This is a genomic window from Streptomyces lavendulae subsp. lavendulae, assembly GCF_002803845.1.
GTDB lineage: Bacteria > Actinomycetota > Actinomycetes > Streptomycetales > Streptomycetaceae > Streptomyces > Streptomyces lavendulae.
In genome coordinates, this window is the sequence record NZ_CP024985.1 from 6,361,351 (window position 1) to 6,385,134 (window position 23,784).

Genomic DNA, 23,784 nt, shown 5'->3' on the forward strand with positions numbered 1-23,784 from the left:
CAGCGTTCAACGCTGGACCAAGGGTCCTTTTGTTTTTTCACCTCTTTACGCCGAAGCGCGGCCATGGGTTGGTTGCGCGAGAATGACTAGCGGTACCCCGAAGACAGGAGTCACACCCATGTCCAACTCTCCCGACGATCGTCCGGAGCGCGAGCCTCGTCGCAACGACGGCGGTGACAGGGGCGGCTACCGCGGGGGCCGTGACGACCGTGGCGGTGACCGCGGTGGCTTCCGCCGCGACGACCGCGGTGGCCGTCCGACCGGTGGTGGCGGCGGTTTCCGCCGTGACGACCGTGGCGGGCGCCCCGCCGGCGACCGTCCCAGCGGCGGCGGCTTCCGTGGCCGCGACGACCGCGGTGGCGACCGTCCCTCGTACCCCCGCCGTGACGACGACCGTGGCGGCCGTCCCACCGGTGGCGGCGGCGGCGGTTTCCGCCGTGACGACCGTGGTGGCGACCGTCCGTCGTACCCGCGTCGCGACGACCGTCCCAGCTACCCGCGCCGTGACGACGACCGTGGCGGCCGTCCCGTGAGCGGTGGTTTCCGCGGTGGTCGTGACGACCGCGGTGGCGACCGTCCCTCGTTCCCCCGCCGTGACGATGACCGTGGTGGGCGTCCGTCCTACCCGCGTCGTGACGACGAGCGCGGTGGTTTCCGTGGCGGTCGTGACGACCGTGGTGGCGACCGCCCCTCGTACCCGCGTCGTGACGACCGTGGTGGCGACCGTCCGTCCTACCCGCGCCGTGACGACGACCGTGGTGGTTTCCGCGGTGGTCGTGACGACCGTGGTGGCGACCGTCCGTCCTACCCGCGTCGCGATGACGACCGTGGTGGTTTCCGTGGCGGTCGTGATGACCGTGGTGGCGACCGTCCCTCGTACCCGCGTCGTGACGACCGTGGTGGGGACCGTCCCTCGTTCCCCCGCCGTGACGATGACCGTGGTGGGCGTCCGTCCTACCCGCGTCGTGACGACGAGCGCGGTGGTTTCCGTGGCGGTCGTGACGACCGTGGTGGCGACCGCCCCTCGTACCCGCGTCGTGACGACCGTGGTGGCGACCGTCCGTCCTACCCGCGCCGTGACGACGAGCGTGGTGGTTTCCGCGGTGGCCGTGATGACCGTGGTGGCGACCGCCCGTCGTACCCGCGTCGTGACGACCGTGGTGGGGACCGTCCCTCGTACCCCCGCCGTGATGACGAGCGTGGTGGGCGTCCGTCCTACCCGCGTCGCGATGACGACCGCGGTGGTTTCCGTGGCGGTCGTGACGACCGTGGTGGCGACCGTCCGTCGTACCCGCGTCGTGACGACCGTGGTGGGGACCGTCCCTCGTACCCCCGCCGTGATGACGAGCGTGGTGGGCGTCCGTCCTACCCGCGTCGTGACGACGAGCGCGGTGGTTTCCGCGGTGGCCGTGACGACCGTGGTGGCGACCGCCCCTCGTACCCCCGCCGCGACGACCGCGGTGGCGACCGTGGTGGGTTCCGTGGTGGCCGCGATGACCGTGGTGGCTACCGTGGCCGCGACGACCGTGGCGGCGACCGTGACTTCCGCTCCGACCGCGACCCGGTCAAGCGGCTCCCGATCGACGACGACGTCACCGGGCACGAGATCGACGCCGACGTGCGTCAGGAGCTCCTGAGCCTGCCCAAGGGCCTGGCCGAGGAGGTCTCGCGCAACCTGGTCATGGTGGCCCGGCTCATCGACGAGGACCCCGAGCAGGCGTACGCGTACGCCCGGATCGCCCTGCGTCTGGCCTCCCGCGTCGCCGCCGTCCGTGAGGCCGCCGGCTTCGCCGCGTACGCCACGCAGAAGTACAGCGAGGCCCTCGCCGAGTTCCGTGCCTCCAAGCGGATGACCGGCTCCGTCGAGCTGTGGCCCGTCATGGCCGACTGCGAGCGCGGCCTCGGCCGTCCGGAGCGGGCCCTGGCCATGGCCGGCGAACCCGAGGTGCAGAAGCTGGACAAGGCCGGCCAGGTCGAGATGCGTCTGGTCGCCGCCGGTGCCCGCCGGGACATGGGCGAGCTCGACGCCGCCATCGTGACCCTGCAGAGCCCGGAGCTGGCCTCCAACTCCGTCCAGCCCTGGACCGCGCGCCTGCGCTACGCCTACGCCGACGCCCTGCTGGCCGCAGGCCGTGAGGACGAGGCCCGCGAGTGGTTCGCGAAGACCCTTGAGGCCGACAAGGACGGGGCGACCGACGCCTCGGACCGCCTGGCCGAGATCGACGGGGTCGAGTTCGTCGACGCCGCCGCCGTCGAGGAGGAGGAGGCGGCGGACCTCGCCGACGACCTCGACGACGCGGACGACGAGGACGAGGACGAGGCCGAGGTGGCCGCCGCCGAGCGGGCCGCCGACCAGGCCGAGTACTACGACGAGGACGACGAGGAGTACGAGCCCCTCGACGAGGCCGACGTCGACGTGACCGACGAGATCGTGGTCGTCGAGGACGACGAGCGCGACAAGGCGTAAGCCGGACGAAAGGGCGGCACCCCCTCGGGGGTGCCGCCCTTTCGCATGTCCGGAGTGGTGCGCCCCCGGTCAGTCCACGCTGCGCAGGACCAGGCCGGTGGCCGGCTTCGGGCCGAAGGAGGTCGACTTCCGGGGCATCGTGACGCCCTGGCGGGCCAGGTCCCGGACCACCGCCTCCCGTACGGGGTGCAGCAGGACGGCCGTGCCGCCGTGGCGTTCGGCCATGGCCACGGTGGCGGGGGCGTCGTGGATGTACGTGATCTGGTCGGGGGCGTCCGGGACCTGCCACAGGGCGTCGAGCAGGGTCGCGTGCAGCACCGTCGCGTCCAGCCGGCGCCAGGCCTCGGGCCGGTCGTGGCGGACGGTGCGCTCGATGAGGGCCGGATCCGGGTCGGTGACCAGGTGGAAGGTGCCGTCGCCGGTGAGCAGGAAGGCGTTGCCGCGTTCCGAGGCGTCGGCGAGGGCCTCCAGGGCCAGGGGGAGCGGGCCGTCGACCGGGCGGACCCGGAAGGAGCCGTCGAGGGCGGCCAGCGCGCGCGACAGCGGCAGGCGGCGCAGCATCCGGTGGATGGCGCGGACCTGGAGCGGATAGCGGGCGGTGTCCACGAGCAGGACGAGGCCGAAGTCCCACGGGGTGGGCGAGCCGTGCTCCTGCTGGAGGCGCAGGTAGGTGGCCCAGCGGTGGTGGCCGTCGGCGATCAGGGCCTGGCGGTGGCCGAGGTCGTCGGTGACGGCGGCCAGCTCGGCGGGGTCGGTGATGGCCCACAGGCTGTGGCAGAAGCCGTCCTCCGTGACGGTCGACAGCAGCGGGGGCCGGCGGGCGGCGGTGGCCTCGACGACCGCGGCCGCTCCCGTGCCGGGGCCGTCGCCCAGGTACGTCAGGAGGAGGGGTTCGAGGTTGGCCGACGTGGCGCGCATCAGGCCCGCCCGGTCGGTGACCACGTCCGGCATGACGTCCTCGTGCGGCAGGACGATGCCGTCCCCGGCTTCGGACAGGGCGAGGGCGCCGATGATGCCGCGCTGGAGGACCCCGGCCCTGCGCTGTTCGTAGACGTAGAGGGCGGGCTGCGGGTCGGCGCTGAGGATGCCCTCGGCGAGCCAGTCCCGGAGGGTGCGGGCGGCCTGCTCGTTGCGCGCGGCGGGGGTTTCGGCCTGCGGCAGGATCAGCCGCACGATGTTGTGCGGATCGGCGGATTCGAGGTAGTCGACTCCGTCGGGGCGCACGACCACGTCGTACGGCGGGGAGGTCACGGCGGCGAGGCTGCCGACGCGCTGCGGGACGTAGCGCAGTCCGTGGAAGGGGATCAGGCGCAGCCCGTGCTCCGCGTTGCCAGGTGTGGTCATTGGTGCATGGTAAGACCCGTCTCGCGATGCGGGATGATCGGGTGACCGACCTCGATCGGTGCAAAATCGGACAAGATCGATCCAAAGAAGCCCTGGAAATCAGCGGGGCGCGGAATCAGCGAATGAGGAGCGGCCAGATGACCCGGCAGAGCAGGACCACCCCCGCTGGCAGTCGGCGCGGTCTCCACCAGGCCTACGACACGGCTCTGCTGGACCTCGACGGGGTGGTGTACGCGGGCGGTCTGGCCATCGCGCACGCGGCGGAGTCCCTCGCCGCGGCCCGGGCCGCGGGGATGCACCTCGCGTACGTCACCAACAACGCGCTGCGCACCCCGGAAGCCGTCGCCGCTCACCTGGGCGAGCTCGGCATCCCCACGGATCCGGCCGAGGTGATCACCTCCGCGCAGGCGGTGGCCCGGCTGATCGCGGAGCAGGTGGAGCCGGGGTCGAAGGTGCTGGTGATCGGCGGGGAGGGGCTGCGGGTCGCGCTGCGCGAGCGGGGGCTGGTGCCGGTGGACTCGGCCGACGAGGAGGGGCTGGCGGCCGTCGTACAGGGGTACGGGGGGCCGGACCTGGCGTGGGGGCGGTTCGCGGAGGCCGCGTACGCCGTCAACCGCGGGGTGCCGTGGTTCGCGTCGAACACCGACCTGACGATCCCGGGGGCGCGGGGGATCGCGCCGGGCAACGGGGCCGCCGTGGAGGTCGTACGGATCGCGACGGGGGCGGAGCCGCAGGTGGCGGGGAAGCCGCTGCCCCCGATGCACCGGGAGACGGTGCTGCGGACCGGGGCGGAGCGTCCGCTGGTGGTCGGGGACCGGCTGGACACCGACATCGAGGGCGCCTTCAACGGGGAGGTGGACTCGCTGCTGGTGCTGACCGGGGTGACGGACGCGGCGCAGCTGCTGCGGGCGGAGCCCAGGCACCGGCCGACGTACGTGGACCGGGACCTGCGCGGGCTGCTGACCGGGCAGCCGGAGGTGGAGCCGGACGGGGAGGGCTTCCGCTGCGGCGGGTGGACGGCGGTCGCGCTGGACGAGGTGCTGGACCTGCGGGGCGAGGGGGAGCCCCTGGACGGGCTGCGGGCGCTGTGCGCGGCGGCGTGGACGCGGGCGGGGGAGGGCTCCTGCGTGCTGGACGCCGGGAAGGCCCTGGCCCTGCTGGGGCTCCAGGGGTTCCAGGGGGCGTAGGGGGTGTTCGGCCGATCGAGGGAATCATCTCGGCCGCAGGGTAGGCTAACCTAACTTCCGTGTTGGTTGAGAGTCCCCCCGAACAGAGCTCGGCGCCGGCCGCCGCCCGTGCGCGCCACGGCGCCCGAGCGGCCGGTCTGCTGGCCGCCCTCGTCGTGCTGGCCCTGGTGGTGGTGGCGAGCATCGCCGTCGGCGCCAGGGCGATGCCCCTGGAACAGGTCTGGCACGGCCTGTTCCACTTCACGGGGACCACCGAGGACGTGGTCGTACGGGACCTGAGGATCCCGCGCACCCTCCTGGGCGTGATGGTCGGACTGGCCCTCGGCCTGTCCGGGGCGGTGATGCAGGCGCTGACCCGCAATCCGCTGGCCGAGCCCGGCATCCTCGGCGTCAACGCGGGCGCCGCGGCGGCCGTCGTCTCGGCGATCAGCTTCCTCGGGGCGGACTCCCTCGACGAGTTCGTGTGGTGGGCCTTCCTCGGAGCCGCCCTCGTCTCGGTCCTCGTCTACGTGCTCGGCGGCAGCCGCAGCGCGACGCCGGTGCGGCTCGCGCTCGCGGGTACGGCGGCCAGCGCGGCGCTCGTCGGCTACATCAACGCGGTCCAGCTGATGGACAGCAAGGCCCTGGACAAGCTGCGCTTCTGGACGGTGGGTTCGCTCGCCTCCGCCACCACGGACACCGTCACGCAGGTGGCGCCCTTCCTGCTCGCCGGGGCCGCCCTCGCGCTCGCTCTCGGCCGGCCGCTCAACGCGATGGCCCTGGGCGACGACACCGCGCGGGCACTCGGTGCGCACCTGACCCGGACCCGCGTCGCGGCCATGGTCGCCATCACCCTGCTGTGCGGGGCCGCGACCGCCGCGTGCGGGCCGATCGTCTTCGTCGGGCTGATGATCCCGCACCTGGTGCGCCTGGTCACCGGACCCGACATGCGCTGGGTGCTCGCGTACTCGGCGGTCCTGTCGCCCGTGCTGCTGCTGGGCGCCGACGTGGTCGGACGGGTCGTCACCCGGCCCGGCGAACTCCAGGTCGGCATCGTCACCGCGCTCATCGGCGGCCCCGTCTTCATCTACCTGGTTCGGCGCAAGAGGATGGCCCAGCTGTGACCGCGACCCCCCTCGCCCCGGCGGACACGACCGCGCGGACGCCGGTCGAGGGCGCCCGGCTGCGCGCCCTGCGCGGACCCGGCGGCGTCTCGCTGCGCGTCGAGGGCCGCGCCCTGGTGACCGGGGCGGTGCTCGCCGCCGTGGGGCTGGCCCTGGCGGTCGTGCTCATCGGCACCGGCGACTTCGAGATCGCCCCGGCGGACGTCGTACGGACCCTGCTGGGCAACGGCAGCCCCGCCGACGACTTCATCGTCAACGACCTGCGGCTGCCGCGGGTGCTGGTCGCGGTGCTGGTCGGCGCGGCCCTCGGGATGGCCGGGGCGGTCTTCCAGTCCGTCTCGCGCAATCCGCTCGGCTCCCCCGACCTGCTCGGCTTCGGGTACGGCTCGGCCGTCGGCGCGCTCGTCGTCATCGTCCTGTTCAAGGGCGGTGCGACCGAGGTCGCGGCGGGCGCGGTGGCGGGCGGGGTGCTCGCGGGCGCCGCCGTCTACCTGCTCGCGTACAAGCAGGGGGTCCACGGCTACCGGCTGGTGCTCGTCGGCATCGGCTCCTCCGCGGTCCTCGTCGCCGTCATCCAGTACCTGATCGCCAAGGCGCAGCTCGTCGAGGCCACCCGGGCGATGGTCTGGCTGACCGGTTCGCTGGCCGGCCGCGACTGGTCCCAGGTCTGGCCGCTGCTGGCCACCTGTGCGCTGCTGTTCCCGCTGGTCCTCGGGCAGAACCGGGCCCTGCGGATGATCGAGATGGGCGACGACTCCGCGTACGCGCTCGGCGTGCCGGTGGAGCGGACCCGGATGCTGCTGATGCTCGCCGCGGTCCTGCTGACCACCGCGGCGGCCGCCGCGGCCGGGCCGATCAGCTTCGTCGCCCTCGCCGCGCCCCAGCTGGCCCGGCGGCTGACCCGCTCGCCCGGCCCGAACCTGCTCACCGGCGCGCTGATGGGCGCCGTCCTGCTGCTGGCCTCCGACCTGGCCTCGCAGCGGGCCTTCGGCGCCGACCAGCTGCCGGTGGGCGTGGTGACCGGTCTGGTCGGCGGCGTCTACCTGCTCTGGCTGCTCGTCACCGAGCGCAGGGCGGGACGCATATGAGCGCGCGGGGCGCCAGGCCCCCCGCGCCCGGCAACGAGCCCGGCAAGGCGCCGGGCCCTACGAGGAGTACCCACGTGCAGCGGCTGACCGCGGAGAACGTCACCCTCGGCTACGACCAGCGGGTCATCGCCGAGAACCTGTCGGTGGAGATCCCCGACAACTCCTTCACCGTGATCGTCGGCCCCAACGCCTGCGGCAAGTCCACGCTGCTGCGCGCCCTGTCGCGGATGCTGAAGCCGTCCGCCGGGCGGGTGCTGCTGGACGGTCAGGCCATCTCCTCGCTGCCGGCGAAGAAGGTGGCCAGGACGCTGGGGCTGCTCCCGCAGTCCTCGATCGCGCCCGACGGGATCACCGTCGCCGACCTGGTCTCGCGCGGCCGCTACCCGCACCAGGGGCTGCTGCGCCAGTGGTCGGAGCAGGACGAGCGGATCGTCGCCGAGTCGATGGCCTCGACCGGGGTCGCCGAACTGGCCGACCGGGCCGTGGACGAACTGTCGGGCGGGCAGCGCCAGCGGGTGTGGATCGCGATGGCGCTGGCCCAGCAGACCCCGCTGCTGCTCCTGGACGAGCCGACGACCTACCTGGACATCCAGCACCAGCTCGACGTGCTCGACCTGTGCGCGGAGCTCCACGAGAACCAGGGCCGGACCCTGGTGGCGGTGCTGCACGACCTCAACCACGCGGCCCGCTACGCCACCCACCTGATCGCCCTGCGCGGCGGTGTCGTCGTCGCCGAGGGCCCGCCCGCCGAGGTGGTCACCGCGGAACTGGTGGAGGAGGTCTTCGGGGTGCGCTGCCAGATCATCGACGACCCGGAGACCGGGACCCCGCTGGTGGTCCCCGCCGCCCGGCAGGCCCGCGCCAGGACGGCCGCCTGAGGCCGCGGCCGGGCCGGCCGGCCCGGCCGGCGGCTCAGAGCATGCTCTTGAGCCGCAGCAGGTCCCGGAAGCCGGCCTCCAGGCGGACCCGGCCCGAGGCCCAGGCCTTGGCGAACTTCAGCTCGCCCGCGACCAGCGCAAGCAGGTCGTCGCCGGCCATCGCGAGCCGGATCTCGGCCTTGGCGCGCGGCGGGCCCGGGGCGACCGCGTCCACCCGGATCCGGCCGCCGTCGAGACGTCCGGAAAAGGTCTGGTCGAGGTCGGTGACGTGACAGCTCAGGGACCGGTCGAAGGCGGCCGCGCCGCGCACGCCGTCATCGGCCCGCGCCAGGTTGTCGGAGAGTCGGTCGAGTGCGTCGCGGCACTCCTGGATCGTAGCCATGGTGATCACGACCGTACCGCAGAGCCCTGCGCGGCCGGACCCGCGCTTCGGGGTAGCGTCGGGGCATGACCGACGACGTGTCCGGGAGCGTTCCGGACGTCCCCGAGGAGCCCGTGGCGGAGCCCGCCCGGGAGCCTGCGGGCCCCGCTCCGCTGGGCCTCGTACGCACCCCCACCGGCCACGCCGGCGTCGACGCGCACCTGGAGCGGCTGGCCGACGCCGACCACCTGCCTGCGGACGAGCACGCCGCGGTGTACGAGGATGTCCACGGGGGACTGCGCGAGGCGCTGACCGCGCTGGACGCACCGCCCGTCCCCGGACCTTACGAAAACAGGAGCTGAACCGAACGTGGCAGGAGTGGCACGCCGCCGCCTGGACGCCGAACTGGTACGCCGCAGCATGGCCCGCTCGCGTGAGCACGCGGCCCAGCTGATCGCCGCGGGGCGGGTCACCGTCGGCGGCGCCACCGCGACCAAACCGGCCACGCAGGTCGAGACCAGCGCGGCCCTCGTCGTCCTCAAGGACGACAGCGACCCCGACTACGTCTCCCGGGGCGGCCACAAGCTGGCCGGCGCCCTCGCCGCGTTCCGCCCCCAGGGGCTGGAGGTCGAGGGCCGGCGGGCGCTGGACGCGGGGGCCTCGACCGGCGGCTTCACCGACGTGCTGCTGCGCGCGGGCGTGGCCCACGTCGTCGCCGTGGACGTCGGCTACGGGCAGCTCGCCTGGTCGCTGCAGAGCGACGAGCGGGTCACCGTCAAGGACCGTACGAACGTCCGCGAACTGACGGTCGAGCTGATCGACGGGGTCCCCGTCGACCTGGTCGTCGGCGACCTGTCGTTCATCTCCATCGGGCTGGTGCTTCCGGCGCTGGTGCGCTGCACGGCGCCCGGTGCGGACCTGGTGCTGATGGTCAAGCCGCAGTTCGAGGTCGGCAAGGAGCGCCTGGGCAGCGGGGGCGTGGTGCGCAGCCCCGAGCTGCGGGCGGAGGCCGTGCGGGAGGTCGCGGCGCAGGCCTGGAAGCTGGGGCTGGGCGTGCTCGGGGTGACGGCGAGCCCGCTGCCGGGGCCGTCGGGGAACGTCGAGTACTTTCTGTGGCTCCGGGCGGGGGCACCCGCGCTCGACCCGGGGGATGTCGATCGTGCAGTGGCGGAGGGGCCGCAGTGACAGACGCGTCAGCAGTTTCGGCAGTTTCGGCAGTTTCGGGGGGCCCGGGGGACCGGGAGGGGGAGGTGCGGACGGTCTTCCTGCTCGCGCACACCGGGCGGCCGGCGGCCATCCGCAGCGCGGAGCTGGTTGTGCTCGGTCTGCTGCGCTCGGGCCTGCGGGTCAGGGTGCTGGAGCAGGAGGCGCGGGACCTGCCGCTGCCGCCCGAGGTGGAGCTCGTCGCCGAGTGCACGCCGAAGGTGTTCGACGGGTGCGAGCTGCTGATCGTGCTGGGCGGGGACGGGACCCTGCTGCGCGGGGCGGAGTTCGCGCGCGGTTCGGGGGTGCCGATGCTGGGCGTCAACCTGGGCCGGGTGGGCTTCCTCGCCGAGGCAGAGCGGGACGACCTGGACAAGGTCGTGGACCGGGTGGTGTCGCGGTCGTACGAGGTCGAGGAGCGGATGACCCTCGACGTGCTCGTGCGGACCAACGGTGACGTGGTGCACCGGGACTGGGCGCTGAACGAGGCCGCCGTCCAGAAGGTGTCGGCGGAGCGGATGCTGGAGGTGGTCCTGGAGATCGACGGGCGCCCGGTGACCGGCTTCGGCTGCGACGGGATCGTCTGCGCGACGCCGACCGGCTCGACGGCGTACGCCTTCTCGGCGGGCGGGCCGGTGGTCTGGCCGGAGGTGGAGGCGCTGCTGATGGTGCCGATCAGCGCGCACGCGCTGTTCGCGAAGCCGCTGGTGACCTCGCCCACCTCGGTGCTGGCGGTGGAGGTGCAGCACGGAACCCCGCACGGGGCGCTGTGGTGCGACGGGCGCCGGACGCTGGAGCTGCCGTCGGGGGCGCGCGTCGAGGTGCGCCGGGGCACGGTGCCGGTGCGGCTCGCCCGCCTGCACCACGCGTCGTTCACGGACCGGCTGGTCGCCAAGTTCGCGCTGCCGGTGTCGGGCTGGCGGGGCGCCCCGCACGAGACCAACTGAACACGTAATAGCACATGCGTTCGTAGAACTCCGGGCGGGTGACGTCACATGGCACCCGGGAAACCTCGGTATCGTCGTCCCGTGCTTGAGGAGATGCGGATACGGTCGCTCGGGGTCATCGACGACGCGGTGGTCGAGCTGTCGCCCGGTTTCACCGCGGTGACCGGCGAGACCGGCGCGGGCAAGACGATGGTCGTCACCAGCCTCGGGCTGCTGCTCGGCGGCCGCGCCGACCCGGCCCTGGTGCGGATCGGGGCCAAGGCGGCGGTGGTGGAGGGGCGCATCGTGCTGCGCCCCGACGCGCCCGCCGCGCTGCGCGCGCTGGAGGCCGGCGCCGAGCTCGACGAGGGCGCCCTGCTGATCAGCCGGACGGTGTCCGCCGAGGGGCGTTCGCGCGCCCACGTCGGCGGCCGCTCCGTCCCCGTCGGGCTGCTCGGCGAGCTCGCCGACGACCTGGTCGCCGTCCACGGACAGACCGACCAGCAGGGGCTGCTGCGGCCCGCCCGGCAGCGGCAGGCCCTCGACCGGTACGCCGGGGACGCGGTCGCCGCCCCCCTGGAGAAGTACGCGGGCGCCTACCGGCGGCTGCGGGCCGTCGCCGTCGAGCTGGACGAGATCACCACCCGGGCCCGGGAACGGGCCCAGGAGGCGGACCTGCTGCGCTTCGGCCTCGACGAGATCGCCGCCCTGGAACCCCTGCCCGGCGAGGACGCCGAGCTGGCCGCGGAGGCCGAGCGGCTCGGGCACGCCGAATCGCTGGCCTCCGCCGCGCAGGCGGCGCACGGGGCCCTCGCCGGGGACGTGGAGGACCCGGAGGGCGTCGACGCCAACACGCTCGTCGCCGGTGCCCACCGGGCCCTGGAATCCGTACGCTCCCACGACCCGGTACTCGGCGGGCTCGCGGACCGGATCGGGGAGCTCGGGATCCTGCTCGCCGACGTGGCCGGGGAACTCGCCGGGTACGCCGACGACCTCGACGCCGACCCGCTGCGGCTCGCCGCGGTGGAGGAGCGGCGGGCGGCGCTGACCCAGCTGGTGCGCAAGTACGGGGACGCCGAGGGCGGGCTGGGAGCCGTACTGGAGTGGGCCGAGCGGGGATCGAAGCGGCTGCTGGAACTGGACGGCGACGACGAGCGGATCGGCGAGCTCACCGCCGAACGCGACGCGCTGCGCGGCGAACTGTCCGCCCTGGCCCAGGCCTTGACGGACGCCCGGACCGAGGCCGCCGCGCGGTTCGCCGCCGACGTGACCGCCGAGCTCGCCTCCCTCGCCATGCCGCACGCGCGGGTGACCTTCGACATCCGCCAGACGGAGGACGCCGAGGGCGTCGAGGTCGGCGGGCGGCCGGTCGCGTACGGGCCCTCGGGCGCGGACGAGGTCGAGCTGCTGCTGGCGCCGCACCCCGGCGCCCAGCCGCGGCCGATCGCCAAGGGCGCTTCCGGCGGTGAGCTGTCGCGGGTCATGCTCGCGGTGGAAGTCGTCTTCGCCGGCTCCGACCCGGTGCCCACGTACCTCTTCGACGAGGTCGACGCGGGCGTCGGCGGCAAGGCCGCCGTCGAGGTCGGGCGACGGCTGGCGAAGCTGGCCAGGTCTGCCCAGGTCGTCGTCGTCACCCACCTCCCGCAGGTGGCGGCCTTCGCGGACCGGCAGCTGCTCGTGGAGAAGACCGTCGACGGATCGGTGACCCGCTCCGGCGTGACCGTCCTGGAGGGCGAGGACCGCATCCGCGAGCTGTCGCGGATGCTGGCCGGCCAGGAGGACTCGCAGACGGCCCGGGCCCACGCGGAGGAACTCCTGGAGGCGGCGCGCGCGGACGCCTGAGCGAACGCGCGCCCGCACGCGGGCGGATACCGACGGGGGCCCGGAACGCACGTCGTTCCGGGCCCCCGTCGGCGTCCGAAGGGCGTCGGGGTGACATGAAACTAGCCCGTGTGGGTGAGGCTGGGGGGCGTACGGCGGTATCTCGCACGGGATCCGCACCCGTATGGTCCCGGAACGCGCGTGCGGACTGGCATCCTGGGCGACGTCTCTGACCCCTCACCCTGGAGCTTCGGCCCGTGAGCAGCTCCCCGGTCTCCCTCCCGGTTCCCGCACAGCCGTACGGGCGGCCCCCGCTGCGTACCGTCCAGGTCCTCGGCGGCGCGGGTGCGGGCAGCTGCGCGCACGTGCGGTCCCTGGCGACCGGGCTCGCCGCCCGGGGCGTGCGGGTGACCGTGTGCGCCCCCGTCGCGGCGGAGGGCGAGTACGACTTCACCGGCGCGGGCGCGCAGTTCACCCCGGACGCGGTGAGCGCCCTGCGGGCCGCCTGCGCGGGCGCCGACGTGGTGCACGCCCACGGCCTGCGGGCCGGGATGCGGGCCGCGCTGGCCCTGCGCGGCGGCGGGCGGCGGGTACCGCTCGTGGTGACCTGGCACGGGGGCGCCCCCGAGCCCGCGGGCGCGCTCGGGCGGCTGAGCCGGCTGCTGGAACGGCGCGTGGCACGGGCCGCCGCCGTGGTGCTGGGCGCCTCCTCCGACCAGGTCGACCTGGCACGGCGGCGCGGGGCCCGCGACGCCCGCCTCGCCGCCCCGGCCGTACCCGTCGCGACGGCCGGCGAACCGGCCGCCGAAGCCGGCAAGACCCGGGCGGAACTGGGCGCCGTGGAACGGCCCCTGGTGATCGCCGTGGGCAGTCTCGTGGCCCGCCGCGGCTACGCCCTGCTGCTCGACGCGGCCCGCGCCTGGCGGGTGCTGGACCCGCTCCCGCTGCTGGTGATCGCGGGGGAGGGGCCGCTGCGGTCCGAACTCGCCCGGCGGATCGAGGCGGAGGGCCTCCCCGTACGTCTGCTGGGCCGCCGCCGGGACGCGGACCGCCTGCTGGCCGCGGCCGACGTGGCGGTGCTCCCGAGCCGCTGGGAGGGCCGCTCCCTGCTGGCCCAGGAGGCGCTGCGGGCCGGGGTGGCCCTGGTGGCCACGGAGGTCGGCGGGGTCCCGGAGCTGGTGGGCGACGCGGCGGTCCTCGTCCCGTACGGGGACCCGGGCGCCCTCGCCGGCGCGGTGGCCGGCCTGCTCCACGACCCGGACCGCCGTGCGGCCCTCGCCCTCGCCGGCCGCGCCCAGGCCGCGACCTGGCCCTCGGAGGACGAGACGGTGGCCCAGGTCCTCTCGGTCTACGACGAACTGATGGAACGCCACCGCCCCTGACCTCGCCGAGGGGTCCCTGCGGCCGACGCCGGCCCGGAGGCCGCGCCCGCCCCCCGCCCCCTCAGGAAGGCGTCGCGTGCCTCCGGGCCCGGAGGGCCAGGCTCAGGGAGAGGACCGTTTCCGGGTCGTCCAGGTCGGTGCCCAGCAGTTCCGAGATGCGGGCCAGGCGGTTGTACAGGGTCTGGCGGTTCAGGTGGAGCTCCCGGGCCGTCTCCGCCTTGCGGCCCGCGTGGGCCAGGTACGTCTCCAGGGTGGGCAGCAGCGGCGGCCGCGAGTTCGCGTCGTGGACCCGCAGCGCGCCGATCGCGCGGTCCACGAACGCCGCCAGGTCGGGGTGCTCGCGCAGCCGCCACAGCAGCAGGTCGATGTCCAGGCGCCGGGCGTCGTACCAGGGGCGGGCCGGGAGCCCGTGCGCCGCCGTGGCCGTCTCGGCGGCGTGCCGCAGCCCGGCCGAGGCCGCCGCCCAGCTGCCCGGGACGCCGACGACCACCGCCGGCGGGGCCCCGGCCCGGTCGAGCCCGGCCCGTTCCACCCCGGCGCGCAGCGCGGCCGCGACCCGGTCGGCGACCGCCGCGCGTTCCGACTCGGCGCGCAGCGAGACCAGCAGCGGGACCCGCCCCTCCACCGGGCGGACGCCCAGCAGCACCGGCACCCCGACGGACGAGAGCTCCTCCAGGACGGCGCGGGCCAGTACGGCCCAGTTCCCCGAGGCCCCGAGGTCCGAGGACAGCCGCATCACGATCGGCAGCAGCGGGCCCGTCCCGGGCCGGAAGCCCAGGACCCGGGCCTGCGCCGGGGCGTCCTCGGCCGAGATGCGGCCCTCCGCCAGGTCCGTCAGGAAGTCGCCCCGGCCGCGCGCGGCCAGTTCCTCCTCCTGCCGGGCCTGCATGAGCACGACCGCGAGGACCCCGGCCGTGCGTTCCGCCGCCATCCGGTGGACCGGCAGCAGCGGCGCCGACACCCCGGCCAGGACGACCCGGGCCCGGACCGACCCCGTGCCGTGGCCGCCGCCGGGCACGTCGACCACGACCGCGGTCGCCGAGGGCTCGGCGGCGCGCTGGCCGCGCAGGCCCTCCCACACCTGGAGCGGGTCGGCGGCGGCGTCCCCGGCCCCCGGCCCGGCCGCGTACAGCAGCTGGCCGTCGGCGGTCTCCAGGAAGACGGGGTTCGCGGTGAAGTCGGCCAGGACGCGCAGCACCTGCGGGATCCCGCCGCCGCCCAGCAGGGCCTCGGTACAGCGCCGGTGGACCTCCTCGGCCCGCTGGAGCAGCGCGTAGTGCCCGTTGACGATCTCGGTGTGGACCTCTTCGGTGACGGCCACGAAGGGGACCTCGCGGTGCAGCTGCACCAGCGGCAGTCCGGCGGCCTTCGCGGTCTCCACGATGGTGGCCGGCAGCCGCGTGAACCGCGGGCCGAGTTCCACCACCAGCGCGGCGATGCCCCGGTCCGCGAGACGGCGTACGAAGGCCCGCTGCTCGGCGGGCCGGGTGCCCAGCCCGAGACCGGTGGTCAGCAGCAGCTCCCCGCCCTTGAGCAGCGAGGCGATGTTGGGGACCTCCCCGGCGTGCACCCAGCGGACGGTCCGGCCCAGCCGGTCGGCGCAGGCCACCACCTCCGGAAGACCGCCGCGCAGTCCCGGCAGCTCCAGTGCCCGCTGAACCGTGATCCCGCCCTGGTTGTCCATATCGCGGACGCTACCAAAGGGTCACGCGGGCCTGATGTTGTGGTTGAAGCGGAAGACGTTGTCGGGGTCGTAGTGCCGCTTCACCGCCCCGAGGCGCCGCATGTTCTCCGTGCCGAGCCCCGCGGCCACCCGCTCCTCGCCCTCGTCGCCGGTGAAGTTCAGGTACACCGCCCCGCTGCTCCAGGGCGCCACGCCGGCCCGTACGTCCTTCACCCACTGCCGGCACCGCTCGTCGTCGGCCGGGTCCTCCCAGATGGCGAACGGGTGCACCGCCCACGGCGAGCCCCGGTACGGGACGGGGAACCCGTCCGGCCCCTCGGCGATGGCACCGCCCAGCGGGAACAGGATGTGCTGGGTGCCGGTCGGGACCGGCATGGAACCGGCCCGGGAGCAGAAGGCGTCGACCGCCTCGTCCGGCAGGCCCGTCAGGTACTCGGCGGACCAGTAGTTCCGCAGGCCCGGCGGGTCGTCGAGCATGCACTGGAGGTCGGCGTACGGGAGGGCCGTGACCACCTCGGCCACGTGCGGCACCGCCAGCAGCGGGGCGGCGAGCCGGCGCATGGCCTCCTCCGGGCCGGCGTAGGTCAGCAGCACCGCGCACAGCAGGCTGCCCACCAGGTGGGGCGGGACGAACGGTTCGGGAGGGGCGGTCAGGAAGATCACGGCGCCGCTCGCCTCGCGCGGCCCCGACGCGATGAGCTCCCGGTACACGCCGGTGACCTCGGCGCCCCGTTCGGGCGCGTACAGCAGCATCGCGATCGACATCGCGGGCAGCTCGTGCAGGCGCAGGGTCAGGGAGGTGACGACCCCGAAGTTGCCGCCGCCGCCGTGCAGCGCCCAGAACAGCTCCGGGTGGTCCTCGGCGGTCGCCGTCACGCACGTGCCGTCGGCGGTGACCACGTCCGCCCCGATGAGGTTGTCCACCGCCAGCCCGAACGCCCGGTCCAGCCAGCCCGAGCCCCCGCCGAGCACGAACCCGCCGACGCCGGTGGTCGAGGCCCGGCCGCCGGTGGTGGCGAGGTCGTACGGCTGACAGGCCCGGTCCAGATGGCTCATGGTGGCGCCGCCGCCGACCCGGACCGCCTTCGCCGCCGGATGCACCGTCACCTCGTGCATCCGGCGCAGGTCCACGACCAGCGCCCCGTCTCCCAGGGCCGTGCCGGCCACGCTGTGGCCGCCGCCGCGGACCGCGACCGGCAGGTCCAGTTCGCGGGCGAAGCGGACCGCCGTGACCACGTCCGCCTCGTCCTCGCACTGGGCGATGACGGCCGGCCGCCGGTCGATCATGCCGTTGAACACCCTGCGGACCTCGTCGTACCCGCCGTCGTCCGGGGTGAAGACGGCGCCGGACAGATCCTCGCGGAGCGCGGCAAGGGCCGTGCCCGCCTTCGAGAGGGGTGCCATGGCCACCCCCCCTTCCCGAGAGGGGCGTAGGACCCCTCCAGCCTAGGCGGGCACGTGCGGGGTCGCGCGTCAGCCTCCGTAGGCCCCGCTCGCCGTCAGCCGCAGGGCCGTGTCGATCAGCGGGACGTGGCTGAAGGCCTGCGGGAAGTTCCCGACCTGGCGCTGGAGCTTGGGGTCCCACTCCTCGGCGAGCAGTCCCAGATCGTTGCGCAGGGCCAGCAGCTTCTCGAACAGCCGGCGGGCCTCGTCGACCCGGCCGATCATCGCCAGGTCGTCCGCCATCCAGAACGAGCAGGCGAGGAAGGCGCCCTCGTCCCCCTCCAGGCCGTCGACGCCGGCCTCCTCACCGGCGGTCGGGTAGCGCAGGATGAAACCGTCCGGCGTCGAGAGCTCGCGCTGGATCGCCTCGATCGTGCCGATGACCCGCTTGTCGTCGGGGGGCAGGAAGCCCATCTGCGGGATCAGCAGCAGCGAGGCGTCCAGTTCCCGCGAGCCGTAGGACTGGGTGAAGGTGTTGCGTTCCGGGTCGTAGCCCTTCTCGCACACGTCCGCGTGGATCTCGTCGCGCAGCTCGCGCCAGCGCTCCAGCGGTCCGTCCGCGTCCCCGCTCTCGATCAGCTTGATCGTGCGGTCCACCGCCACCCACGCCATCACCTTCGAGTGCACGAAGTGGCGGCGCGGGCCGCGCACCTCCCAGATGCCCTCGTCCGGCTCGTTCCAGTGGGCCTCCAGGTAGCGGATCAGCTTCAGCTGGAGGACCGAGGCGTAGTCGTTGCGGGCCAGGCCGGTCATGTGGCCCAGGTGCAGGGCCTCGGTGACCTCGCCGTACACGTCCAGCTGGAGCTGGTGCGCGGCGCCGTTGCCGACGCGTACGGGGGCCGAGTTCTCGTACCCGGGCAGCCAGTCCAGCTCGGTCTCGCCCAGCTCCCGCTCGCCCGCGATCCCGTACATGATCTGCAGGTTCTCCGGGTCGCCGGCCACCGCGCGCAGCAGCCAGTCCCGCCAGGCCGATGCCTCCTCGCGGTAGCCGGTGCGCAGCAGCGAGGACAGGGTGATCGCCGCGTCGCGCAGCCAGGTGTAGCGGTAGTCCCAGTTGCGGCTGCCGCCGATCTCCTCCGGGAGGGAGGTGGTCGGCGCGGCGACGATCCCGCCCGTGGGGGCGTACGTCAGCGCCTTGAGGGTGATCAGGGAGCGGATCACGGCCTCCCGGTAGGGGCCGTGGTACGTGCAGTGGTAGACCCACTCCCGCCAGAAGTCGCTGGTGGCCTCCAGGGCCGCCTCGGCGTCGGGGGTCTCCGGGGCCCCCTTGTGGGAGGGCTGCCAGCTGATGGCGAAGGCGACCCGGTCGCCGGGGCCGACGGTGAAGTCGGAGTAGGTCGTCAGGTCCTTGCCGTAGGTCTCCGGTCCGGAGTCCAGCCAGACCGAGTCGGGTCCGGCGACGGCCACGGTGCGCCCGTCGACCTTGTGGACCCAGGGGACGACCCGGCCGTAGCTGAAGCGCATCCGCAGGGCCGAACGCATCGGGACGCGTCCGCTGACCCCCTCCACGATGCGGATCAGCTGCGGCGCGTGGTCCTCGCGGGGCGGCATGAAGTCGATGACGCGGACGGTCCCCCGGGGGGTGTCCCACTCCGACTCCAGCACCAGGGAATCGCCCCGGTAGCGGCGGCGGGCGGCCCGCGGGGGCTCGGTGCCCGGCGCGAAGGCCGGACCGATGCGCCAGAACCCGTGTTCCTCGGTGCCCAGAATGCTCGCGAAGACGGCATGGGAGTCGAAGCGTGGCAGGCACAGCCAGTCCACCGCCCCGTCCCGGCAGACCAGCGCCGCGGTCTGCATGTCCCCGATCAGTGCGTAATCCTCGATGCGCCCGGACACGTTGCTCTCCAGTCGAACGGCCACGTCCGCCCCGTAGGGCGCTTGCAATGCGCTGTTGCGCGGTCTCCTGTGCGCAGGGATCCCCGCGTTGAGCCCTAGATTGCCGGAAGTGGCGCGGTTACGCCGTTTGCCGGGCTGCTCGGCGGCGATGTGCAGCGGTATCCGAGCAGGGTATGACGGCACCCTAGTGATCTCCTGAAGTCTTGGGACAATGTGACTCGGCTGAACGGGTGAGCTGGAGTAATGCCCAGGTCAGGGCGGTCTTGAGGCGGTAATGGGAGCGCCGTGGGCGGTGCTCGCGCCGCGCGCCCGGAGGCAGACCGGCCGAGGCGCTGATAGGCTGGTACCCCGTGGACCGGTGGTCTGCCTGTGCGAATCAGGAGCCCCGAAACCGCAGCTTCGGCGCCCCCTGAGACCCTCCCGGGATCTCCGCGGAACGGCGCCGGACGCACCTCACCTCGCGACCACGGGAGCCCCCTCTTGGCGATGCCGCCCAAATCCATGACGACCAAGCACATCTTCGTCACCGGGGGTGTCGCTTCGTCCCTCGGCAAGGGGCTGACGGCCTCCAGCCTGGGTGCGCTGCTGAAGGCGCGCGGCCTGCGGGTCACGATGCAGAAGCTCGACCCGTACCTGAACGTCGACCCCGGCACGATGAACCCGTTCCAGCACGGCGAGGTGTTCGTCACCAACGACGGCGCCGAGACCGACCTGGACATCGGCCACTACGAGCGCTTCCTCGACGTCGACCTCGACGGCTCGGCCAACGTCACCACCGGCCAGGTCTACTCGCAGGTCATCGCCAAGGAGCGGCGCGGCGAGTACCTCGGTGACACCGTGCAGGTCATCCCGCACATCACCAACGAGATCAAGCACCGCATCCGCCGCATGGCGACCGCGGACGTCGACGTCGTCATCACCGAGGTCGGCGGCACGGTCGGCGACATCGAGTCCCTGCCGTTCCTGGAGACCGTCCGCCAGGTCCGCCACGAGGTCGGCCGCGACAACGTCTTCGTCGTGCACATCTCGCTGCTGCCCTACATCGGCCCCTCCGGCGAGCTGAAGACCAAGCCGACCCAGCACTCGGTCGCGGCGCTGCGCAACATCGGCATCCAGCCCGACGCCATCGTGCTGCGCGCCGACCGCGACGTCCCCACCTCCATCAAGCGCAAGATCTCGCTGATGTGCGACGTCGACGAGGCGGCCGTGGTCGCGGCGATCGACGCCAAGTCGATCTACGACATCCCGAAGGTGCTGCACACCGAGGGCCTCGACGCCTACGTCGTGCGCAAGCTCGACCTGCCGTTCCGCGACGTCAACTGGACGGTGTGGGAGGACCTGCTGGACCGGGTCCACAACCCCGACCACGAGGTCAAGGTCGCGCTCGTCGGCAAGTACATCGACCTGCCCGACGCCTACCTGTCGGTGACCGAGGCGCTGCGCGCCGGCGGTTTCGCCAACCGGGCCCGCGTCCAGATCAAGTGGGTCACCTCCGACGACTGCAAGACCCCGGCCGGCGCGGCGGCGGTCCTCGGCGACGTGGACGCGATCTGCGTCCCCGGCGGCTTCGGCGACCGCGGTGTCAACGGCAAGGTCGGCGCGATCACCTACGCCCGCGAGAACAAGATCCCGCTGCTCGGCCTCTGCCTGGGCCTGCAGTGCGTGGTCATCGAGGCCGCGCGCAACCTGGCGGGCATCGAGGAGGCGAACTCCACCGAGTTCGACGCCTCCACCCCGCACCCGGTCATCTCGACCATGGAGGAGCAGCTGGCCTTCGTCGAGGGCGCGGGCGACCTGGGCGGCACCATGCGTCTGGGCATGTACACGGCCAAGCTGGCCGAGGGCTCCATCGTCCGCGAGGTCTACGGCGACGCGTACGTCGACGAGCGCCACCGCCACCGCTACGAGGTCAACAACGCCTACCGCGGCGAGCTGGAGAAGAAGGCCGGCCTGGTCTTCTCCGGCACCTCCCCGGACAACAAGCTCGTCGAGTACGTCGAGTACCCGCGCGAGGTCCACCCCTACCTGGTCGCCACCCAGGCCCACCCGGAGCTCCGCTCCCGCCCGACCCGGCCGCACCCGCTCTTCGCGGGCCTGGTCAAGGCCGCGGTGGAGCGCCAGCAGAAGGCCTGACGCTCGGTAACGTAGGCAGCCGGGGTACGGAGATCCGTATCCCGGCTGTCGTGCGTTGTGGAGGGCATTCGGCATGGGCAACGTCATCAAGGACACGTCCGAGACCTGGGAGACGCTGGCGACCCGGCGGCCGTTCGAGGGGGCGAAGACGGCGGTCGCCTCGGACCAGGTGCGGATGCCGGACGGCTCGGTGGTGCGCCGCGACTACCAGGTGCACCCCGGCTCGGTGTGCGTGCTGGCGCTGGACGAGGAGGGGCGGGCGCTGGTCATCCGCCAGTACCGCCACCCGGTGCGGCACCGGCTGTGGGAACTGCCGGCGGGCCTGCTGGACGTCCCCGGCGAGAACCCGCTGCACGCGGCGCAGCGCGAGCTGTACGAGGAGGCGCACGTCAAGGCGGAGGACTGGCGGGTGCTGGCCGACTTCTTCGCCTCGCCCGGCGGCTCCGACGAGGCGATCCGGATCTTCGTGGCACGCGGGGTCGCGGAGGCGGAGGGGGAGCGGTACCAGGAGTCCTCCTCGGAGGAGGCCGACATGGAGGTCGCCTGGGTGCCGCTCGCGGACCTGGTCCGGGGGATCCTGGCGGGCGAGCTCGGCAACCCGGGACTGGTGACGGGGGTCCTCGCGGCCTCCGCCGCCCTCGTCTCCGAGGGCGGCCTGGACTCCCTGCGCCCGGCCCTGTCCCCGTGGCCCGCCCGCCCGTACACGGCGTAGCCCCCCGCCGCGCCCGGCCGGGGCGGCCCCCCCGCAAAGGGGCAGGTCGGAAAATAGGCCCATCCGCTGATCCGATCGGGCGATCTGTCCGCCGCGCTCCCCACGGGTCGTCGCTCTGCGTGAACTACGCTCGCAACCCGAAGGCAGGGAGAGGAGCGGATCCGTGGCGGATTTCGTCGGGCGGCGGCGTGAGCTCAAGGAGCTGCGCGAGGACATCGCACGGACCGGGCTCGACACCCTCTCGGGCCGCAAGGCCAAGGCGCCCCGCGCACGGGTGCTGCTCGTCGCCGGCCGGCCCGGCTCCGGGCGGACGGCCCTCGCCGAGGCGTTCGTGCGCGAGGTCGCCCCCCAGTACCCCGACGGCCTGCTCCGGGTACGGCTCACCACCCCCGGCGGGGAGAGCGTCGCCACCGAGCGGGCGGTGCGCACCCTGCTGGAGGGGCTCGGCCGCGCCACCCCGCCCGGGGCCTGCGAGGACGATCTGAGCGCGGCCCTGCGGGAGGCGCTCGCCGGGCGGCGGGCGATCCTGCTCGTCGACGACGCCGCCGACCCGCAGCAGGTCGACGCCCTGCTCCCGGACACCCCCGAGTGCCTGGTCGTGGTCACCGCCGAAGGGCCGCTCACCGGGATCCCGGACGTCCGTCCCTGCACCCTGGGCGGCCTGGAGACCCCCTCCGCCGTCGAGCTGCTGACCCGGCTCATCGGGGACACCCGCGTCACCGTCGACCCGCGCGCCGCCGAAGGCCTCGCCGAGGAGTGCGGGGGACAGCCCGCCGCGCTGGCCCTCGCCGGGGGCTGGCTCGCCGCCCACCCCAAGGCGGGCGTCGCCGACGTGGCCAAGCAGCTCCACGACATGCCCGCCGGCACCGCGGGCCCGCTGGCCCGCACCTTCCGGCTGGTCTACGAGTCCCTGCCGCAGCCCGCCCAGCGCACCCTGCGGCTGCTGCCGCTCGCGCCCGCCGGGATCCTCGACTCGCACACCGCCTCGGCCCTCGCCGGCTGCTCGGTGGCCGCGGCGCAGTCGACCCTGGAGGACTTCGCCGGGCTGGGCCTCGTACGCCACGCCGCCGACGGCATGTTCCTGCTGCCGGGCTGCCTCGCCCCCCTCATCCAGGCCCTGCTGGAGGCCAAGGAGCGGCCCGCCGAGGTGCAGCTGGCCCGGGCCCGGATGCTGGAGCGGACCGTACGGCTGCTGACCTCCTGCCGGGCCATGGCCGAGGAGGACGAGGACCTGCTGCGGGAGCGGCTCGACGGGCTGCCGCGCGCCCTGCGCTTCCCCGACCGGCGCTCCGCCGCCACCTGGCTGGACACCCGGCTGCCCGCGCTGACCGCCGCCGCCCAGCTGGCGGTGGCCGACGGCGGGCTGGACACGCTGGCCCGCAGGCTGGTCGCCGCGCTGGTGCGGGCGCTGGCCGCGCACCGCGGCACGGGGGCCGCCGCCCCCGAGCTCTACGGCCTGCACCGGCTGGTCCTGGACGTGGCCGAGCGGCGCGGCCTGCACCGCGAGCGGGCCGCCGCGCTGCTGAACCTGGCCGATCTGGACGCGGAGACCGGGCGGACCGAGGAGGCCCTGGAGCGGTACCGGTCCGCCCTGGACGCGGGAAAGGCCGCGGCCGACCCGTACGCGACGGGCCGCGCGATGGAATCCGTAGGCGGTGCGTACCAGGAGCTGGCGGACTGGCCGCGGGCCTCCGACTGGTTCGGCCGCGCCCTGTCCCACGCTCTCGCGCGCGGGGAGCGGGCGGACGAGGCCAGGCTGTACGGGCGGCTCGGCAACGTGCACACCTACGCCGGCCGGTACGGGGAGGCGCTGCGCAGCTGGCGGGCGGCCGCCGCGGGGTACCGCAGGCTCGCCGATGTCCCGGGCCAGGCAAAGGCGTTGAGCGAGATGGCGCGGGTCCAGGAGTACGCCGGACGGCCCTCGGAGTCGCTGCACACCTGCCGCGACGCGATCGAGCTCGCGCGCCGGGCCGGGGACCTGCGCCTCCAGGCCGCGCTCCAGGTCCGGCTGGCCGACACGCTGGACCGGCTGGGCGACCCGGCGGCCGCCAGGCTGCACAGGTCGGCGGCCGACAGATTGCTGGGAGATGACCCCGCAGCCTGCGAAATCCGTAGTGCTTCCGACTGAGATTATTGGTTTGCAAGGCTAGACAGCGACTCATCCTTCATTAGACTGGGTTCACCGCGGCTTCCCGTGGTGCATCCCGTTGCGCGTT

At 74.1% G+C, this 23,784-nt stretch carries 18 protein-coding genes and 1 pseudogene; 14 read left to right on the plus strand and 5 right to left on the minus strand.

Features of this window, described 5'->3' with window-relative positions; all coding sequences use genetic code 11:
* Positions 1–160: 160 nt before the first annotated feature.
* Both SLAV_RS42625 and SLAV_RS28425 read left to right on the plus strand, forming a co-directional pair.
* Positions 161–1,626, plus strand: a pseudogene (locus SLAV_RS42625) (hypothetical protein); the annotation flags it as partial.
* Entirely contained in the window at positions 1,619–2,467 is an 849-nt protein-coding gene (locus SLAV_RS28425; RefSeq protein ID WP_030240306.1) for a tetratricopeptide repeat protein, read from the plus strand. The pseudogene SLAV_RS42625 and the gene SLAV_RS28425, both read left to right, overlap by 8 nt.
* A gap of 69 nt (positions 2,468–2,536) precedes the next feature.
* On the opposite strand, the gene SLAV_RS28430 is transcribed toward SLAV_RS28425, so the two are convergent.
* Positions 2,537–3,811, minus strand: a complete 1,275-nt coding sequence (locus tag SLAV_RS28430) for a DUF1015 family protein (RefSeq protein ID WP_030240304.1) — start codon at positions 3,809–3,811, stop codon at positions 2,537–2,539.
* 137 nt (positions 3,812–3,948) lie between these two features.
* Between SLAV_RS28430 and SLAV_RS28435 the strand changes: the two genes are divergently transcribed.
* The 4 genes from SLAV_RS28435 to SLAV_RS28450 all read left to right on the plus strand — a co-directional run bounded on the left by SLAV_RS28435 (position 3,949) and on the right by SLAV_RS28450 (position 8,067).
* Positions 3,949–4,998, plus strand: a complete 1,050-nt coding sequence (locus SLAV_RS28435; RefSeq protein WP_030240301.1) for an HAD-IIA family hydrolase — start codon at positions 3,949–3,951, stop codon at positions 4,996–4,998.
* A gap of 59 nt (positions 4,999–5,057) precedes the next feature.
* Complete coding sequence (locus tag SLAV_RS28440; protein WP_030240299.1) at positions 5,058–6,101, plus strand: FecCD family ABC transporter permease; 1,044 nt, start codon at positions 5,058–5,060, stop codon at positions 6,099–6,101.
* Positions 6,098–7,189, plus strand: coding sequence for a FecCD family ABC transporter permease (locus SLAV_RS28445; RefSeq protein WP_030240296.1), 1,092 nt, complete (start codon positions 6,098–6,100; stop codon positions 7,187–7,189). The genes SLAV_RS28440 and SLAV_RS28445 overlap by 4 nt, the downstream gene beginning before the upstream one ends.
* A gap of 74 nt (positions 7,190–7,263) precedes the next feature.
* The gene (locus tag SLAV_RS28450) at positions 7,264–8,067 is read left to right on the plus strand and encodes an ABC transporter ATP-binding protein (protein WP_030240295.1); all 804 of its coding nucleotides are present in this window, start codon (positions 7,264–7,266) and stop codon (positions 8,065–8,067) included.
* Between the two features lie 34 nt (positions 8,068–8,101).
* Here the strand turns inward: SLAV_RS28450 and SLAV_RS28455 are convergent, their stop codons facing one another.
* Positions 8,102–8,449, minus strand: coding sequence for an SCP2 sterol-binding domain-containing protein (locus SLAV_RS28455; RefSeq protein WP_030240292.1), 348 nt, complete (start codon positions 8,447–8,449; stop codon positions 8,102–8,104).
* Positions 8,450–8,514: 65 nt separating this feature from the next.
* On the opposite strand from SLAV_RS28455, the gene SLAV_RS28460 reads away from it, so the two are divergent.
* The 5 genes from SLAV_RS28460 (at position 8,515) to SLAV_RS28480 (ending at position 13,760) form a co-directional block, all read left to right on the plus strand.
* Positions 8,515–8,790 carry a hypothetical protein gene (locus SLAV_RS28460; RefSeq protein ID WP_030240290.1) on the plus strand — a complete coding sequence of 92 codons (276 nt, stop codon included), beginning with the start codon at positions 8,515–8,517 and terminating at the stop codon, positions 8,788–8,790.
* 7 nt (positions 8,791–8,797) lie between these two features.
* A complete protein-coding gene (locus SLAV_RS28465) occupies positions 8,798–9,613 on the plus strand; it encodes a TlyA family RNA methyltransferase (protein ID WP_030240278.1) in 816 nt (271 codons plus the stop codon).
* 65 nt (positions 9,614–9,678) lie between these two features.
* Entirely contained in the window at positions 9,679–10,578 is a 900-nt protein-coding gene (locus tag SLAV_RS28470; RefSeq protein WP_030240275.1) for an NAD kinase, read from the plus strand.
* Positions 10,579–10,671: 93 nt separating this feature from the next.
* Entirely contained in the window at positions 10,672–12,399 is a 1,728-nt protein-coding gene (recN, locus tag SLAV_RS28475) for a DNA repair protein RecN (protein WP_030240272.1), read from the plus strand.
* Between the two features lie 236 nt (positions 12,400–12,635).
* Positions 12,636–13,760, plus strand: a complete 1,125-nt coding sequence (locus SLAV_RS28480; RefSeq protein ID WP_030240270.1) for a glycosyltransferase family 4 protein — start codon at positions 12,636–12,638, stop codon at positions 13,758–13,760.
* 61 nt (positions 13,761–13,821) lie between these two features.
* Here the strand turns inward: SLAV_RS28480 and SLAV_RS28485 are convergent, their stop codons facing one another.
* The 3 genes from SLAV_RS28485 to SLAV_RS28495 form a co-directional block, all read right to left on the minus strand.
* A complete protein-coding gene (locus SLAV_RS28485) occupies positions 13,822–15,444 on the minus strand; it encodes a PucR family transcriptional regulator (RefSeq protein WP_030240267.1) in 1,623 nt (540 codons plus the stop codon).
* Positions 15,445–15,465: 21 nt separating this feature from the next.
* Positions 15,466–16,848 carry an FAD-binding oxidoreductase gene (locus SLAV_RS28490; RefSeq protein ID WP_030240265.1) on the minus strand — a complete coding sequence of 461 codons (1,383 nt, stop codon included), beginning with the start codon at positions 16,846–16,848 and terminating at the stop codon, positions 15,466–15,468.
* A 69-nt stretch (positions 16,849–16,917) separates the two neighbouring features.
* Positions 16,918–18,747 (minus strand): glycoside hydrolase family 15 protein, encoded by a 1,830-nt coding sequence (locus SLAV_RS28495; RefSeq protein WP_199922236.1) that lies wholly within the window; start codon positions 18,745–18,747, stop codon positions 16,918–16,920.
* Between the two features lie 462 nt (positions 18,748–19,209).
* On the opposite strand from SLAV_RS28495, the gene SLAV_RS28500 reads away from it, so the two are divergent.
* The 3 genes from SLAV_RS28500 (at position 19,210) to SLAV_RS28510 (ending at position 23,696) form a co-directional block, all read left to right on the plus strand.
* The gene (locus SLAV_RS28500; RefSeq protein WP_030240261.1) at positions 19,210–20,856 is read left to right on the plus strand and encodes a CTP synthase; all 1,647 of its coding nucleotides are present in this window, start codon (positions 19,210–19,212) and stop codon (positions 20,854–20,856) included.
* Positions 20,857–20,929: 73 nt separating this feature from the next.
* Positions 20,930–21,568: an NUDIX domain-containing protein gene (locus SLAV_RS28505; RefSeq protein WP_030240259.1), complete on the plus strand. Its 639-nt coding sequence runs from the start codon at positions 20,930–20,932 to the stop codon at positions 21,566–21,568.
* Between the two features lie 163 nt (positions 21,569–21,731).
* The gene (locus SLAV_RS28510; RefSeq protein WP_234333913.1) at positions 21,732–23,696 is read left to right on the plus strand and encodes a tetratricopeptide repeat protein; all 1,965 of its coding nucleotides are present in this window, start codon (positions 21,732–21,734) and stop codon (positions 23,694–23,696) included.
* Positions 23,697–23,784 lie beyond the last annotated feature (88 nt).